Here is a 15,717-nt window from a genome sequence, read left to right as displayed (position 1 = left end):
TTTTACAGAAACGACCTAATAACAAGGGTACTATTGTAGATAGCAAATGAGCAGTAGATAATTTAAAAAAGTTACTTGCAATTGGATTAATTTTATTATATATTAACTATATTGTTTATAAAATATAGTAAATGTATAGTGCTTTGTAGTAATATTTTGAAGCTAATATTGTCCGGAAATATTAGCTTTCTGGTATTTACTGATCGGTATAGACTTCAATTATTTTGCTGTATAAAGTGTTTTCAGGCGATTGTAAAAATCTTGGTCTAAGATTTGCGTATGATTTTTAGTTGCAGTTTGACTAAATTGGTAGTTACTTGAAGACATTAAGTTTGAATAACCACCAGTATGTCCTAGACCTAATGCATGTCCAAATTCATGAATAATGATTGATTCATTACGATAGTCTAGACGCCATTTAAGATTACTGTTTAGGCTATTGCTTAAGTTATTTTCGTCTTTATTAACATAAATATTAACGTGAATAAAAGTTTCTGGGGCGTATTTATTAGCCGTCAACCAGACATTACCGTAAATAGTCAGACCTAAAGCTGAAATATGTGGATCATGATTAGGATCAGTATTAAAGCTGTTAATTTTTTCTTGACTAACATAATGGACGGTAATATCTGGATTATTTGTTGTAGGTGTTAATTTAACAACATTCATGCTATTAATACGTCGTATAGAATCATCTGTAAGAGCTGCTTGGCGTGCAGTACCATCTGTAGTATAGGTGATATTGTTTTTGTCAGGCCAACTGTAACCTAAGAGATTATTGCGTTGTGGTGTAAAAGCTGCTGCGTTATAAGCTTCTCTTCCATGTAAATTGTATTTGAATTTTTTGGTTTCCTTGATGTTGTAATAGTCTTGCTTAATTAGATCTGAGCCGTTATATGTATACTTTCTAGCTTTAGCAGCGGAAACTGGGGAACTAATTTCAAAAAGTAATAAAAATATTGTTATTGCAGATAAGTTGTTCTTTAATAACTTCACTAGGTCGCACTCCTTAATTTGGGTATAGTGTTTTTAGACGATTAAGAAAAATCTTGATCGATGATTTGTGTATAATTTAAAAAGCAAATAAAAAATCGTTTCGTGTACTGTTTATGAGAAACGATTTTTTAATTTGCTTTTATGCCAGCATGTAAGTTATGGTAGTATAAGCACTGCTTTAATTCACAAATATTAATTATATTGGAATAGAGTAGTCAAGACAATGAAAATGCTCAATTCAATTTATAAATTAGTGATTGTAGTTATTTAATAATTATCAAAATACGCTTACATGTATTTATATATTCTTTTTGAGTACTGGTGAAATGTGCGGCATAATTTTGCTTAAAAGCTAGTAGTTACATGGCCTCACAGTTTGACCAATAAATTTGCCAAAAAGTTTAGGCAAAAACTAATTTAAAAAATCCAATTGATGAGATGATCTCCGAAATTGAAGCAACTAATTTCGGGGTTTTGGCGTAGCCAAATTAGTTAACAGGATTAAAGACAAATAGAAGTCAGTTTATAATATTGTTATCATTATCAAATTATCGAGATTTGATCTGTTGTAAACTGTAAAATATTTAAAGAAAGTAAGGTGTAAATATGACACGTAAAAGAGCCAGGAATACTAAAAGCAACAAGGAAAGAGTAAATCGAAACTTAATTTGGGTAATTGCAATATTACTAGTCCTATTACTTACATTAGTGAATTTTGATAAAAACAAATTATTTGCGCAGCAATTTTTATGGTTAACTTGTACTGTAATCATCATGATTATTTTGATTTTTGTGATAGTTCACAATTTAAATAGTATTTCGGACGAAAGGGATCACAGCATGTTTCAAGATAATAAGCTGTTGTCACATCTTGATATTGCTTTAAAACATAATGTTGACCTTAACCTGAAATTTTCTTCAACTTGGGAGCTTTACGAATTATTCTTTAACTTAGCGAGTTTGTATCAAAGAATTAAGTCTGTTAATAAAGACGATAGCTGGTCTTCTGCTGATTGGCAGGATTTTAAAATGGCAAAAGAAATTCTGCGCGAATATATTGCTTGGGTCTTTATTTCAACAGAATTTTTCAATTTAGCAGTACACGATAAGCAAGTAATAAGTCCTTTTTGTTATTTTAAAGAGCAAACATTATTACAGATTTTAAGTACTGGTATGGTTAAGACGAGCAAAACCAAGGGCTATGGGACTGCTAATTTTGAAAACTTTTATAAACGACTAAGAAGACATTATCCAGAATTCTGTAAATTACTAGATTGTAACGATCAGTTTGACTTAGCCCAATTACTTAAAACAGATGAAATCTTTAAAGTTCGTGAAGCAAAGAAAATAAAGGTAGCTAAAGCCTTAATAAGTGAAAAAGTTGAGGATCTTAGAAGTTATCTTGATGCAATTGATAAAAAAGCTTCTGAGAATGAATAACTTTTAGCAAATCTGATTAATTCTACTTACATTAAATTCTTTATTATACTAAAGATAATTCAATTAACTAGCGGACTTTTTTCTTTTGCCCTTAGAGATAGCGTATAATATAGCAGTAATAGCAAAGAAGAAGAGGAATAAATGGCAAAAGCAAGTACAACTCCGATGATGGAGCAATATTACGAAATTAAAAAGCAATATCCCGATGCCTTCCTTTTTTATCGCGTCGGTGATTTTTATGAATTATTCGAAGATGATGCGGTTAAGGGTGCACAAATTTTGGAATTGACCTTAACTCACCGGTCAAATAAAAGTGAAAATCCAATTCCAATGGCAGGTGTGCCACACGTTGCCGTTGATTCTTACGTTGACACTTTGGTGGAGAAGGGTTACAAGGTTGCTTTATGTGAGCAGCTGGAAAATCCTAAGGATGCCAAAGGAATGGTTAAGCGTGGGATTATCCAATTAGTAACGCCGGGTACGCGCATGAATGACAAACCTAGCGAAGCCAAGGATGCCAATTATTTAACGTCGGTGGTGACAACCAAGAGCGGCTTTGGCCTAGCTTATAGTGATTTGTCAACCGGTGAAATTTTTGCGACCCATTTAAAGACGTTCGCGGCAGTGGCTAATGAATTGTTGTCATTGCGCACGCGTGAGGTCGTATATAATGGACATTTAAGTAATGACAATAGCGAATTTTTTAATAAAGCTAACATTACGGTTTCGGCACCAGTTGAACTGACCGAAAAGCATGCAGAAGTTTCTTTCGTTGAACAAAAGCTGACTAATCATGTCGAAAAAGCGGCCGTGCAACAACTGGTAGGCTACCTATTAACCACGCAAAAGCGCAGCTTGGCTCACTTGCAAGTTGCTCAAAGTTATGAAGTCAGCCAATATTTGCAAATGTCGCACACAGTGCAGAACAATCTGGAGTTAACAGCTTCTGCTAAGACCGGCAAAAAGATGGGATCTCTGTTCTGGGTTCTTGATAAGACGCACACAGCAATGGGTGGCCGTTTGCTCAAACAATGGTTAGCACGACCATTATTATCAATTGAAAAGTTAACTGCGCGCCAGGAAATGGTCCAAGCCTTACTTGACGGGTATTTTACGCGGGAAAATATTATTGATGCACTCAAGGGCGTTTATGATTTGGAACGTTTAACGGGACGAATCGCCTTTGGCAATGTTAATGCCCGTGAATTATTACAATTAGCTCATTCTTTGCAGGCTGTACCGACAATTTTAACAGCATCACAAGATGCAGATAGTTCGGTTTTACAAAATTTTGCCGCTAAGATTGATCCGTTAAAAGGTGTAGCGGAATTAATTACGTCAACAATTGTTGACCAACCACCGGTTGTTACTACTGATGGTGGGCTAATTCGGCCAGGAGTTGATAGCCAGCTTGACCGTTATCGTGACGCAATGAATAACGGTAAAAAGTGGTTGGCAGAAATGGAAGTTTCTGAACGCCAAAAGACAGGAATTGATAACCTCAAAGTCGGTTACAACAAGGTTTTTGGTTACTACATTCAGGTGACTAATTCCAACAAGAATAAAGTGCCAACTGAGCGTTACACTCGCAAGCAGACGTTGACTAATGCCGAGCGTTATATCACACCGGAGTTAAAGGAGCACGAGAATTTAATCTTGGAAGCACAGACCAAGTCAACGGATTTGGAATATGACTTGTTTGTTAAATTACGTGAAGAGGTCAAAAAGTACATCGCTGCTTTGCAAAAATTAGCCGCACAATTAGCCAGTCTTGATGTCTTTTGTTCGTTTGCTCAAGTTGCAGAAGAAAACAATTATTGCCGGCCGGCTTTTCATTCCGCTAATCAAGATGTCAAGGTAGTGGCAGGACGCCATCCCGTAGTTGAGAAGGTAATGAAGGCAGGAGCATACATCCCTAACGATGTTAAGCTCGACGAAGATACCAATATTTTCCTAATTACTGGTCCTAACATGTCTGGTAAAAGTACCTACATGCGGCAAATGGCGCTTATCGCAGTGATGGCGCAAGTTGGTTCCTTTGTTCCGGCAGACAGTGCTGATTTGCCAATTTTTGACCAAATTTTTACCAGAATTGGGGCCGCTGATGACCTGATTTCAGGGCAGAGTACCTTTATGGTAGAAATGACAGAAGCCAATGCTGCATTGCAGTCGGCAACGAAGCGCAGTCTGGTATTATTTGATGAAATTGGTCGTGGTACGGCAACTTATGATGGTATGGCTTTGGCCGGTGCAATTGTGCAGTATTTGCACGATGAAGTTGGCGCCAAAGTCTTATTTGCGACGCACTTCCATGAATTAACAGCGATGGAGCAGAAGTTGCCACATCTTAAGAACATTCATGTTGGCGCAACTGAAGAAAATGGTAAGCTAATTTTCTTACATAAAATTTTACCGGGCCCAGCTGATCAAAGTTATGGTATCCACGTAGCGCAATTGGCGGGATTGCCGCGTAAAGTTTTGCGCGAAGCAACCAAATTATTGAAACGACTTGAAGCTCAAGGCAGCAATTTGGGCCCAGCAGCTACTCAACTGGATTTATTTAGTACCAATGAAGTCATTGCTGACGAGCAACTTGAAGAACCAGTAGAAGATGAAGTTACAGGCAAGGAAAAAGACATTCTTGATGAAATTTCGAATCTTTATTTAGCGGATAAAACGCCGCTTGAGGTAATGCAGCTGGTTGCAAACTGGCAGGAAGACTTGAAGGATGAGCAGTAATCATGGCGCAAATTCATGAATTATCAGAAAACTTAACTAACCAAATTGCGGCTGGGGAAGTAATCGAGCGGCCAGCAAGTGTAGTTAAGGAATTAGTGGAGAACGCGATTGACGCTGGCAGCAGCCGAATTCGAATTGATTTTATTGATGCGGGGCTAAAGGAAATTGTCGTTCAAGATAACGGTTCGGGAATTGCTAGTGATCAAATTGACCTTGCTTTTACCCGGCACGCAACGAGTAAAATCACCAATGAGCGTGACTTGTTCAATGTGGGGACTTTAGGCTTTCGTGGCGAAGCTCTGGCTTCGATTGCGGCAGTTAGTCATGTAGAAATTTTAACTAATGTTAACGAAGCTGCAGGAACGCGGGCGGAATTTACTGGCGGCGTCAAAACGCTGCAGGAAGATGCGGCGGCTAAAAAAGGCACGCAGATAACGGTCAAAGACCTGTTTTATAACACGCCAGCTCGATTAAAGTACTTACGCAGTCCCCGCACCGAAATCATGAAAATTGTTGACATTGTGAACCGAATTGCTCTGGGCTACCCAGATTTAGCTTTAACATTGGCAAATGAGGGGCGCGTTTTATTAAGGACTGCGGGCAATGGCAACTTGCAGCAGACCGTCTCTAGTGTCTATGGCCGTCACATTGCAGAAAAAATGCTGCCTTTTGAGAGTAGCAATAGTGATTTTACGGTTACTGGTTTAATGTCCAAGCCTGAACTAACTCGTTCGACGCGTAATTTTATTTCAATTCTACTAAATGGTCGTTATATCAGAAATTATCAGTTAGCAGCTGCGGTGATGGATGGCTATGGCACGCATTTAGCTAGTAAGCATTATCCAATTGCGATTGTTAAGATTGAGGTTGACCCGCTGCTAGTCGATGTTAATGTTCACCCAACAAAGCAGGAAGTGCGTTTGTCTAAAGAGCGTGAGGTCAGTCGCTTGATTACGAATGCGATTAGCAGCACCTTGTTGTCGCTAAATAATCATAGTGATGGGCTAGCTAATTTAACAACGGCTAAGCAAGAGACTTTGGTAGACCAACTCAAATTTAATTTGAATAAAAATGTTGTTGATACCAAGCGGGTTGTGCCAGCTAATGAGGTTCATGAAAGCTCTGCTCCCAAGATTACAACACCCAAGCACACGCAATATGTTGATTTAACAATTCCGCGCGATGATGACCGCTACGTGATTACGAAAACTTGGCGTGACAATGTTACTCGGCAAAAGCAGTTGACCCCATTTGTGAATAGCTCAAGTAATTCGGCAGTTGTGTCGACTGGGGATGAAGTTCTGGCTAATAACCTACCAGAATTAACCTTGGTTGGCCAGACAAGAACTTACTTGGTAGCTGCAAGTGGTGAAGATTTATACTTAGTTGACCAAGTTGCTGCAAGACGATTGCTGCGGTTTATTACGATTGAACAAGCAATTTTAGAGCAAAAAATCAGCCAGCAAGGCTTGTTGACGCCGTTGACACTTTCTTTTGGCAATTTGGATTTTCTTCAAATTAAGGATAATCTGGCAGCAATTAATAAGCTTGGCTTATTCTTGGAAGAATTTGGCACCGACACTTTTATTTTACGGTCTTATCCAACGTGGATTAAGGGCGATCCTGAACTGGCAATTCGGGCAATTTTGGATAACTTTTTGAATGTTGACCAGACTGATACTGCGAATTTGGTTAAGCGAATTGCGGCGCGGCAGGCTGATCAAGAAATTACGGGCCGAACCAAGTTAACAAATGCGGAAGCCAGTGAACTTTTGACTAAATTACGGCAGACTGCTGACCCTTATCATGATGCTCGCGGCAACTTGGTGCTGGTGCGTTTGCGGCAGATTGAATTGAATAAAATGTTTAAAAAGGATAAATAATTAATGTATGAATATTTAAATGGCATCATTACCAAAATTATGCCAAACTATGTAGTGCTGGATGTTAATGGTGTGGGCTATAAAGTTTTTAGTCCCACTCCATTTACGTATCATCAGGACGAACAAGCCAAGGTTTATATTGAGCAAATTGTGCGTGATACTGGTGTTACTCTATATGGTTTTCAAAGCGAAGAAGATAAAGGATTGTTTTTAAAATTGCTTAGTGTTAGTGGGATTGGACCCAAGTCGGCCTTGGCGATTATGGCGGCTGAAGATAGTAATTCGTTAGCCGAAGCCATTGAGCAAGGCGAAGTTAAGTACCTAACTCGCTTTCCGGGTGTTGGCAAAAAGACTGCGTCGCAGATTGTACTTGACCTAAAGGGAAAACTGGGAGACTTTGTTCAGCGCGTTGATCAGATTGCCGATCAAGAAATTACGCCAGAGCTTAACGATGCCCTGTTAGCATTATTGGCACTTGGCTATACGCAAAAGGAAGTCGATCGGGTAGCACCAAAACTGGCAAAAGAAGATGCGACAACTGCCGATCAATATATTAAAAAGGGATTGGCCCTTCTCTTAAAGAAGTAAATCTTGTTATAATAAAGAGTGACGTGTTCAAAGGAAGTGAAACTGGTGACAGATAATGATGACTCAATTGTTTCTGGCGAAAGTCAGGGACCCAATGAAGAACAGACTGAATTTTCATTAAGACCACAGCGTCTGGCTGATTATTTGGGGCAAAATAGGGTAAAAAAAGAATTGGCAGTTTACATCAAGGCTGCTAAGCAGCGTGATGAAGCGCTTGACCACGTTTTGCTCTACGGACCACCGGGCTTAGGTAAAACAACTTTGGCATTTGTGATTGCAAATGAATTAGGTGTGAATTTAAAGAGTACTAGTGGGCCAGCGATTGAAAAAGCGGGCGACCTAGTGGCATTATTGACTGACCTTAATCCGGGGGATGTCCTATTTATTGACGAAATCCATCGCTTGGCTAAGCCGATTGAAGAAGTGCTTTATTCTGCAATGGAAGATTACTATATCGATATTGTGATTGGTGAAGGGCAGACAACTCATGCGGTTCATGTGCCGCTGCCGCCGTTTACTTTAGTTGGGGCGACAACGTTAGCAGGGCAATTGTCCGCGCCTTTACGTGACCGGTTTGGGATTGTCGAGCATTTGCAATACTATCAAGTTGATGAGTTGGAACAAATTATTCAGCGTTCAAGTAATGTTTTTAACATCGAGATCGCGCCAGAAGCCGCTCACGAATTAGCTAGGAGGTCACGTGGTACGCCGCGAGTGGCCAATAGATTACTTCGCCGCGTGCGTGATTTTGCGGAAGTGAAGGGTGAAAAGGTTATTTCCTTTGCAACAACGGCTAGTTCGCTCAAGCAATTACAGGTTGACGGTGAGGGGTTGGATCAGACCGACCGCAAGATTTTACGGGTAATGATTGAAAATTATCACGGCGGCCCTGTGGGTGTGCGTACTCTAGCAGCTAATAGCGGTGAAGATGTTGAAACTATCGAATCGCTTTACGAACCATATCTATTGCAACGCGGCTTTATTTTAATGACGCCGCGAGGTCGCATGGTCACAGAAAAAGCCTATGCGCAATTGGGCTTACCAATTCCCAATGAGTAGTGCAAACCGCTGTAAAATTATGTATAATTAAGAAGTTAAAATATTTTTGAAATTGATGAGGTGTAAAAGTGAATACTCTATTTTTAGCTGCAGCTGGTGGTAATAGCAGCTACGTGATGATTATTATTTTTATTGTTTTGATTGCTTTCATGTACTTTACAGCGATTAAGCCGCAAAAGAAGCAGCAACAAAAGAAAATGGAAATGATGAACCAATTGAAGAAAGGCGACAACGTTATTTTAATTGACGGTTTGCACGCTAAGATTGATTCTGTTGATGCTAAAGACAAGACAGTTGTTGTTGATGCTGATGGGATTTATCTTACTTTCAGTCGCATGGCTGTTCAACAAATTTTGCCAGCTGCCAAAGCTGAAGTTGCTGAAGCAAAACCTGCTGAAAGTGAACCTGCAAAGGAAGAAAAACCAGCAGAACCCGCTGATAAGCCTGACGAAGTAACGCCAAACTCAGAAGATAATTCAACTTCAGACGATAACTCAACTGAAGAATAAAAATTCAAACTAAAGAAAGCTCATTGCAATCTGCAATGAGCTTCTTTTGTTAGCTGCTGATACTTTCAGTAGCTTGATTTTTGAGAAAATAGTTGCGGGCTATTGATCATTTGATATTATTATATTATATGTTACTAATGCGACTAGTTCAATTATTGAAAGAGGCAGTAGGGTAACGCAAATTTATCTAAATTGTGGTTGATAATCTGCCCCAAGTCCGAATCTTGGCCCGTGAATTGTTTACTAATCAGCAATTTCAAGAGCAGATTAAGTTCGCATTCGTTGAGTTATTTAACAGTCAGTTAATCGATGTCTTTGATTATTATAAAAAACAGGGTCAGCTGGTTGATTGGCCCGATGAGCGCATTATTCGTTATATTGCCGGCACGATAGCCAGTTACCTAATTCCGGAGATTTTATTGCTAGAAATTAAAATTGATGTGGCCCAGGTCAGCGATGAGGCAACTGAATTTTTAATTAAAGGTTTAACGCCGCAAAAATAATAATAAATCACCATTGTTTTTAACTAAGCTTTGGTGATTTTTCTTTAAAAATCTAGGTTAGACCGACTTAAAACTAATGTTTGGTTACAAAATAGTATAAAATGGAATTAACTTAAGTTTAGTTTTAGGAAAGGGTACCCTTATGAACAATATTCCAGTTGTAATGATTATTTTTGGCGGTAGTGGTGACTTGGCTCACCGTAAATTGTATCCGGCATTATTTAATTTATACGAGCAAGGTTTGATTCATGATAATTTTGCCGTTATCGGCACGGCGCGGCGGCCGTGGACGCACGACTATCTGCGTGAACAGGTTAGTGACGCAATTCATGAAACTCATAAAGAAGTTAACGAAAACGATGTTCAAGCTTTTGCCAGCCATTTTTATTATCAATCCCATGATGTAACGAATGTCGAACATTACCAAACGCTTAAAAAACTGGCGCAAGAACTTGATGAGTTTTACAGTGCTCAAGGCAATCGCATTTTCTACATGGCGATGGCACCACGCTTCTTTGGTACGATTGCAACGCATATTAATGATCAAAACTTAACTAGTACCGGCTTTAACAGAATAGTTGTCGAAAAGCCGTTTGGCCGTGATCTTGCTACTGCAGAAAGGTTGAATAAGCAGATTACTGCATCTTTTGCGGAAGATGATATTTTTCGAATTGATCATTATTTGGGCAAAGAAATGGTTCAGAATATTTTGCCGTTGCGGTTTACTAACCCGTTGATTAAAAATGTGTGGAATAGTACCAATATTAAAAATATCCAGGTTACTTTGGCGGAACAGCTTGGCGTTGAAGCTCGTGGGGGATATTACGAAACTTCTGGGGCTTTACGTGACATGGTGCAGAACCATATTTTCCAAATTATCACGCTGCTAGCAATGCCAGAACCCAAAGAATTGGCATCAAAGAGTATCCACCAAGCTAAACAAGAACTGCTCGATAGCTTGATGATGCCTAACAAAGCAGAGATTGACCAACACTTTGTCCGCGGGCAATATCTGGGCAGTGACACGACATTTGGTTATAAACAGGAGCCCAATGTTGCGGAAGACTCAACAACAGAAACTTATGCAGCTGGAGAAATCAAATTCCAAAAAGGCCCTGTTGCTGGTGTGCCAATTTACTTTAGGACGGGTAAGGAATTTAAGGAGAAGGAAAGCCGAATCGATATTGTGTTGAAGCACATGTCTAACCCTTATGGACAGGCTCATTCGAACAACATTACCATTGTCATCGACCCGCAAATGGAAATTTTCATTACAATTAATGGTAAGAAAATTTCCACCAGTGGTATTCGCCGTGAAAACTTAGATTATACATTTTCTAAATCTGAATTAGCTGAGGTGCCGGATGGGTATGAGCGGCTATTGCATGATGTTTTTGTTAATGATTCGACTAATTTTACTCATTGGAGCGAACTGAAAAATTACTGGAAATTTATTGATTTGATTGAAGATGCCTGGGAGCAGGATAATCAGGCTGGTAAGAAGCCTGAGGAATATTTGCCTTACCGCATGGGGCCAAAAGCTGCCGACCACATTTTTGAATCAGCAACTGAACACTGGATCTATGACTAGCCCAAGTGATGGCTTGCTGCCGGTTAATGATACCCACCGGCGCATTATCCATGTTGATATGGACGCTTTTTATGCTTCCGTTGAAATGCGCGACAATCCAACTTTGAAAAATAAGGCACTGGTTATTGGCCAAGATGCACGAAAAAATCATGGTCATGGTGTGGTGGCAACAGCTAATTACGTTGCGCGTAAGTATGGCGTGCACTCAGCAATGCCGTCGATTAAGGCAATCAGGTTAGTACCGGCAGACAAATTAGTCTTTTTGCGCCCCGATTTTACTAAATATCGGGCGGTTTCGGCAGAAATTCATGAAATGATGCATGAAATCACGGATTCTGTTCAGTCGATTGCGCTTGATGAAGCTTATTTGGATGTAACTGAGAATAAACTAGGCTCGACTTCAGCGGTCGAACTAGCGATTGGTCTGCAAACGCGAATTCGCGAAGAAGAAGGACTGAATTGTTCTTTTGGCGCTACTTATAATAAATTTTTAGCTAAAATGGGGTCGGAATACGCTAAGCCATTTGGTCGGACGGTAATTCTGCCTGAAGAAGCCCGTGCTTTTTTAGCAAGACAAAAAATCAAAAAATTTCATGGTATTGGCCCGAAAACCCAGGAACGTCTTCACCAGATGGGGATTTATACTGGTCGTGGGTTGCAGCGGATTCATGTGCGGGAGCTGATTAAGCATTTTAACCGGATGGGTTATTTAATGGCTGAACATGCTAATGGTATCGATCTCTCGCGGGTTGTTCCTGATGATGAGCATAATCGCAAGTCGATTGGCATTGAGCGCACTTATGAGCCGTGCATTTATAATGAACAGACTGCGTTGACTAATCTGCGCAATTACGCCGCTAGTTTGGAAGAAAAGCTGCAAGAGCGTAACTTTTTTGCCAATACGGTCGTTTTAAAAATTCGCAATAATGATTTTGTGACGGTCACTAAACGGCGAAAATTGCCGCATGCAACACACAACGCAACAGAAATTTATCAAGCAGCGCGCGAATTATTTGGGCCGCTGGCGAATAGCTTTCTCAACGATGGCATTCGCCTGTTAGGAGTGACCGCAACTGATTTTTCAGAGGCTGATTTTGAAGATGTTGGCCTGGACTTATTTTCAGATTGACGGCTTTTTCTGGTAAACTAAAGGATAAACAATTAATAAGATGAAGGAGTAATTATGAGCACTTTCGCGGAAATATATCAAAAAATTGAACAATATTCGACAATTATTTTGCATCGACATACTAGCCCAGACCCAGATGCTTTGGGCTCACAAGCTGGTCTAGCGCGGTCATTAAAACTGCAGTTTCCTGACAAACGGATTTTGTGTGCGGGTGAAAATGATGAGGGTGACCTTGCTTGGATTAACCGTATGGACCCGGTAACTAAGGAAGACTACAAGGGTGCATTGGTTATTACAACCGATACTGGCAATACTGCCCGGATTTCGAACAAATTATACGATCAGGGCGATTTTTTAATTAAAATTGACCACCACCCAGATGTTGAACCATATGCAGGTATGAGTTACGTTGATGACCAAGCACCAGCTGCCTCACAGATTATCGCGGACTTTTTAGCAGCTGAAAAAATGCCGATTACGGCAGAAGTTGCTTATCCGCTATATGCTGGGATTGTTGGCGACACCGGTCGGTTTATGTATCCTGAAACAACGGAGCATACATTTAATGTTGTTGCTAAGCTTGCAAGCACGGGAATTAATATTACTGAAATTGCCCGCAACATTAGCGACGTTACTTTTGTCCAAGCAAAATTGCAGGCAGACGTTCTCGATTACATGAAGGTTGACCCTAGTGGTGCAGCCTACGCAATTTTATCGCAAGCAGCATTGGAAAAATTAGGGGTGGACTCTAACCAAGCTTCCTGCACGGTTTCAACACCGGGCCGGATTAAGGACATTATTGCTTGGAATGTTTTTGTCGAAAAGCCGGATGGTACCTACCGTGTGCATTACCGCTCAAAAGGTCCAGTCATTAACGAATTAGCAGCTAAGCATGATGGTGGTGGTCACGCTTTAGCTAGTGGTGCCAATGCTCAAGATTTAGCTGAAGTTAAGCAAATTTTTGCCGAATTGGTACAAGTAACTAAGGAATATCAAAAAACACATGAATAATATTTTTAAAGACGCTAAACTTAAACCGGAATTACAAGCTGGGTTAAGCAAGATTAATTTTACGCAGCCAACTAAGGTTCAGGAAGAAGTTATTCCTGTTTTGTTAGCACACAAGAATGCTGTAGTTCAGGCTGTTACTGGTTCGGGGAAGACCCACGCCTTTTTAGTACCTGTATTTAATGACATTGACCCAGAATTGGCATATACACAGGCGATTATTACTGCGCCGAGCCGCGAGTTATCTGAGCAGCTTTATCAAGTTGCAAGGCAGTTGCGGGATGCATCGGGACTAGAAATTTCGATTGCTCACTTGGCAGGGGGCACAGACCGTGAACGCCAATTAAAGAAGATTACGGCTAATAAGCCGCAACTTGTGATCGCAACACCAGGTCGGCTGCATGATTTTGTGCAAAAGAAACTGCTCTTTTTAGATTACGTCAAGGACTTTATTATTGATGAAGCCGACATGACTCTAGACATGGGCTTTTTGAGCGATATTGATTTTATTACCCAAAGAATGCCTAAAGACCTTTTGTTTGCTGCATTCTCAGCGACAATTCCAGTCCAGTTAAGTAACTTTTTGCGAAAATATATGGCGAAGCCTGAGCAAATTGTGATTGATAATCCAACCGTGATTTCAACAACAATTAAGAATGATTTATTAGATGTTGGTGCTAAAAGCCGCAAAAAGATTTTGTACCAAATATTAACGATGGGTCAGCCATATTTGGCACTTGTGTTTGCTAACACCAAGCAAAAAGTCGATGACTTGACCGAATATTTGCAGTCTCAGGGGCTAAAAGTTGCTAAAATTCATGGTGGAATTACTGAACGCGAACGTAAACGTGCATTGCGCGAAGTAGAAGCTGGGCAATATCAGTATGTTGTTGCAACTGATTTGGCGGCGCGTGGACTCGACATTGATGGTGTCAGTTTAGTCATTAACTATGAAATTCCGCGTGATTTGGACTTTGTTGTTCATCGGATTGGTCGGACGGGCCGTAATGGCTTGTCTGGGCATGCTGTTACCCTAATTCGCGAAGAAGAAATGAACCGGATTGCGGGATTAGAGAAGATGGGTGTCCATTTTGATTTTGTCGAAATTAAAAATGGCGAATTGGTTCCTCGTAAGCATTACCATCGTCGCACCGATCGCAATGCTGCTAACCGCAAGATTGATAATAGGTTGAACGGTTTGGTTAAAAAAGCAAAGAAGAAGCGTAAACCGGGTTATAAGAAGAAGATCAAGCAAGCCATCCAAAAGGATAAGGCGCAAAAACGCAAGATTGAGCAACGTCATGAAGTGCGTAAGGCTAAACGTCAGCGTAAACAGCGCCGCGAAAATAATCGTTAAATTAAAAGCAAAGTTGTGATGCAACTGTGCTTTTTTGTTTGGATAATACAATTATTGCTATGACAGTGTTTTAACGATTAACTTTAAATAAAAAGTTATTGCATGTTAGCGCTTTTATTGATATATTTATTACAATAAAATTTAATAGGAGAATTAGAACATGGCTATACCATACTCTGAAAAGATCCTTAAAAAGGACTTGAGCAAAAATATTTGTGACAAATATACCGTAACGGAATTCTGTAAGAAAGCGCAGATTGATCGCGGGATGTTCTACAATCATTACGGCAACATGGCGAACATGTTTATCTCAGTGGTTGCTTTACAGGTACAAAGAACACTGCGCAGTTTTAATGGTGAAACGATAAACCGAATGTTTTACAGAATGTTAATGCAAATTAAGGAAAATCATATTTTCTACTATAATTTGCTGTTAATTGGAAAAGATACCAGAAATTTTTGTATTACCTTAACTAAGGAATTGGCAATTGCAATTGAAAATTACATGCGACCACGAGGTGCATTTTCAGTTAGACAAGTCAATTTAGTTGCGAGCGGCGTTTACGCAATTATTTATAATTGGGTCATTCATGAATGCAAAACTGACATAAGAGACATTTATCAGTGCATTAATTTGCTATTATCACATATAGAAAAACCGTTGAAAAATTAGGCTTTTTAAGGGATGCTAGAAATAACATTCCATTTTTTTGTAAAAAAAGCTTGCAAAAGAGGAGACAAGTTGGTAATATTAATAACTGTCGTCGGGCAAGACAAGTCAAGGCTTGCAAGACCGGGCGGCGAAAAGAAATTAAACATAGGTCTTGACAATAAGAGTTATGTTTAGTAAGATAATAAACGCTGCTGAGGAAAGCGAAACTTCTTCAGCAGGGGGCAGAAAAAAGTTCTTGACAA

13 protein-coding genes are annotated in these 15,717 nt (G+C 39.8%); 12 read left to right on the top strand and 1 reads right to left on the bottom strand.

From position 1 onward, the window contains the following. Window positions 1-219: 219 nt before the first annotated feature. A complete protein-coding gene (locus PT287_RS00065) occupies window positions 220-996 on the bottom strand; it encodes a matrixin family metalloprotease (RefSeq protein WP_277131623.1) in 777 nt (258 codons plus the stop codon). Window positions 997-1,602: 606 nt separating this feature from the next. On the opposite strand from PT287_RS00065, the gene PT287_RS00060 reads away from it, so the two are divergent. The 12 genes from PT287_RS00060 to PT287_RS00005 all read left to right on the top strand — a co-directional run bounded on the left by PT287_RS00060 (window position 1,603) and on the right by PT287_RS00005 (window position 15,475). Continuing rightward, window positions 1,603-2,436, top strand: coding sequence for a hypothetical protein (locus PT287_RS00060; RefSeq protein ID WP_277131621.1), 834 nt, complete (start codon window positions 1,603-1,605; stop codon window positions 2,434-2,436). 165 nt (window positions 2,437-2,601) lie between these two features. Beyond that, window positions 2,602-5,175: a DNA mismatch repair protein MutS gene (gene mutS / locus PT287_RS00055; RefSeq protein ID WP_277132442.1), complete on the top strand. Its 2,574-nt coding sequence runs from the start codon at window positions 2,602-2,604 to the stop codon at window positions 5,173-5,175. A gap of 2 nt (window positions 5,176-5,177) precedes the next feature. After that, window positions 5,178-7,058 carry a DNA mismatch repair endonuclease MutL gene (gene mutL, locus PT287_RS00050; RefSeq protein ID WP_277131620.1) on the top strand — a complete coding sequence of 627 codons (1,881 nt, stop codon included), beginning with the start codon at window positions 5,178-5,180 and terminating at the stop codon, window positions 7,056-7,058. Between the two features lie 3 nt (window positions 7,059-7,061). Further along, complete coding sequence (gene ruvA / locus PT287_RS00045) at window positions 7,062-7,646, top strand: Holliday junction branch migration protein RuvA (protein WP_277131619.1); 585 nt, start codon at window positions 7,062-7,064, stop codon at window positions 7,644-7,646. Window positions 7,647-7,691: 45 nt separating this feature from the next. Next, window positions 7,692-8,705 carry a Holliday junction branch migration DNA helicase RuvB gene (gene ruvB / locus PT287_RS00040; RefSeq protein ID WP_277131617.1) on the top strand — a complete coding sequence of 338 codons (1,014 nt, stop codon included), beginning with the start codon at window positions 7,692-7,694 and terminating at the stop codon, window positions 8,703-8,705. A gap of 68 nt (window positions 8,706-8,773) precedes the next feature. After that, a complete protein-coding gene (gene yajC / locus PT287_RS00035) occupies window positions 8,774-9,214 on the top strand; it encodes a preprotein translocase subunit YajC (RefSeq protein WP_277131615.1) in 441 nt (146 codons plus the stop codon). Window positions 9,215-9,408: 194 nt separating this feature from the next. Further along, window positions 9,409-9,717, top strand: a complete 309-nt coding sequence (locus PT287_RS00030; RefSeq protein WP_277131613.1) for a hypothetical protein — start codon at window positions 9,409-9,411, stop codon at window positions 9,715-9,717. A 142-nt stretch (window positions 9,718-9,859) separates the two neighbouring features. Then, window positions 9,860-11,308 (top strand): glucose-6-phosphate dehydrogenase, encoded by a 1,449-nt coding sequence (zwf, locus tag PT287_RS00025; RefSeq protein ID WP_277131611.1) that lies wholly within the window; start codon window positions 9,860-9,862, stop codon window positions 11,306-11,308. Continuing rightward, window positions 11,301-12,437 carry a DNA polymerase IV gene (gene dinB, locus PT287_RS00020; RefSeq protein ID WP_277131610.1) on the top strand — a complete coding sequence of 379 codons (1,137 nt, stop codon included), beginning with the start codon at window positions 11,301-11,303 and terminating at the stop codon, window positions 12,435-12,437. Before zwf ends, dinB begins: the two co-directional genes overlap by 8 nt. Before the next feature lie 54 nt (window positions 12,438-12,491). Then, window positions 12,492-13,448, top strand: coding sequence for a bifunctional oligoribonuclease/PAP phosphatase NrnA (locus tag PT287_RS00015; protein WP_277131608.1), 957 nt, complete (start codon window positions 12,492-12,494; stop codon window positions 13,446-13,448). Further along, complete coding sequence (locus PT287_RS00010) at window positions 13,441-14,802, top strand: DEAD/DEAH box helicase (RefSeq protein WP_277131607.1); 1,362 nt, start codon at window positions 13,441-13,443, stop codon at window positions 14,800-14,802. The genes PT287_RS00015 and PT287_RS00010 overlap by 8 nt, the downstream gene beginning before the upstream one ends. A gap of 160 nt (window positions 14,803-14,962) precedes the next feature. Further along, window positions 14,963-15,475: a hypothetical protein gene (locus PT287_RS00005; protein WP_277131605.1), complete on the top strand. Its 513-nt coding sequence runs from the start codon at window positions 14,963-14,965 to the stop codon at window positions 15,473-15,475. The last annotated feature ends 242 nt before the right edge of the window (window positions 15,476-15,717 follow it).

Source organism: Lactobacillus sp. ESL0679 (assembly GCF_029433515.1).
Taxonomy (GTDB): domain Bacteria; phylum Bacillota; class Bacilli; order Lactobacillales; family Lactobacillaceae; genus Lactobacillus.
Note: the sequence above shows the minus strand (reverse complement) of the source record. Positions and strands in the feature narration are given on the sequence as shown.

Excerpts from the sequence above, each read along its gene's own strand:
- PT287_RS00060 (WP_277131621.1), top strand. The coding sequence starts at position 1,603 with ATGACACGTAAAAGAGCCAGGAATACTAAAAGCAACAAGGAAAGAGTA.
- mutS (WP_277132442.1), top strand. The coding sequence starts at position 2,602 with ATGATGGAGCAATATTACGAAATTAAAAAGCAATATCCCGATGCCTTC.
- mutL (WP_277131620.1), top strand. The coding sequence starts at position 5,178 with ATGGCGCAAATTCATGAATTATCAGAAAACTTAACTAACCAAATTGCG.
- ruvA (WP_277131619.1), top strand. The coding sequence starts at position 7,062 with ATGTATGAATATTTAAATGGCATCATTACCAAAATTATGCCAAACTAT.
- zwf (WP_277131611.1), top strand. The coding sequence starts at position 9,860 with ATGAACAATATTCCAGTTGTAATGATTATTTTTGGCGGTAGTGGTGAC.
- dinB (WP_277131610.1), top strand. The coding sequence starts at position 11,301 with ATGACTAGCCCAAGTGATGGCTTGCTGCCGGTTAATGATACCCACCGG.
- PT287_RS00015 (WP_277131608.1), top strand. The coding sequence starts at position 12,492 with ATGAGCACTTTCGCGGAAATATATCAAAAAATTGAACAATATTCGACA.
- PT287_RS00010 (WP_277131607.1), top strand. The coding sequence starts at position 13,441 with ATGAATAATATTTTTAAAGACGCTAAACTTAAACCGGAATTACAAGCT.
- PT287_RS00005 (WP_277131605.1), top strand. The coding sequence starts at position 14,963 with ATGGCTATACCATACTCTGAAAAGATCCTTAAAAAGGACTTGAGCAAA.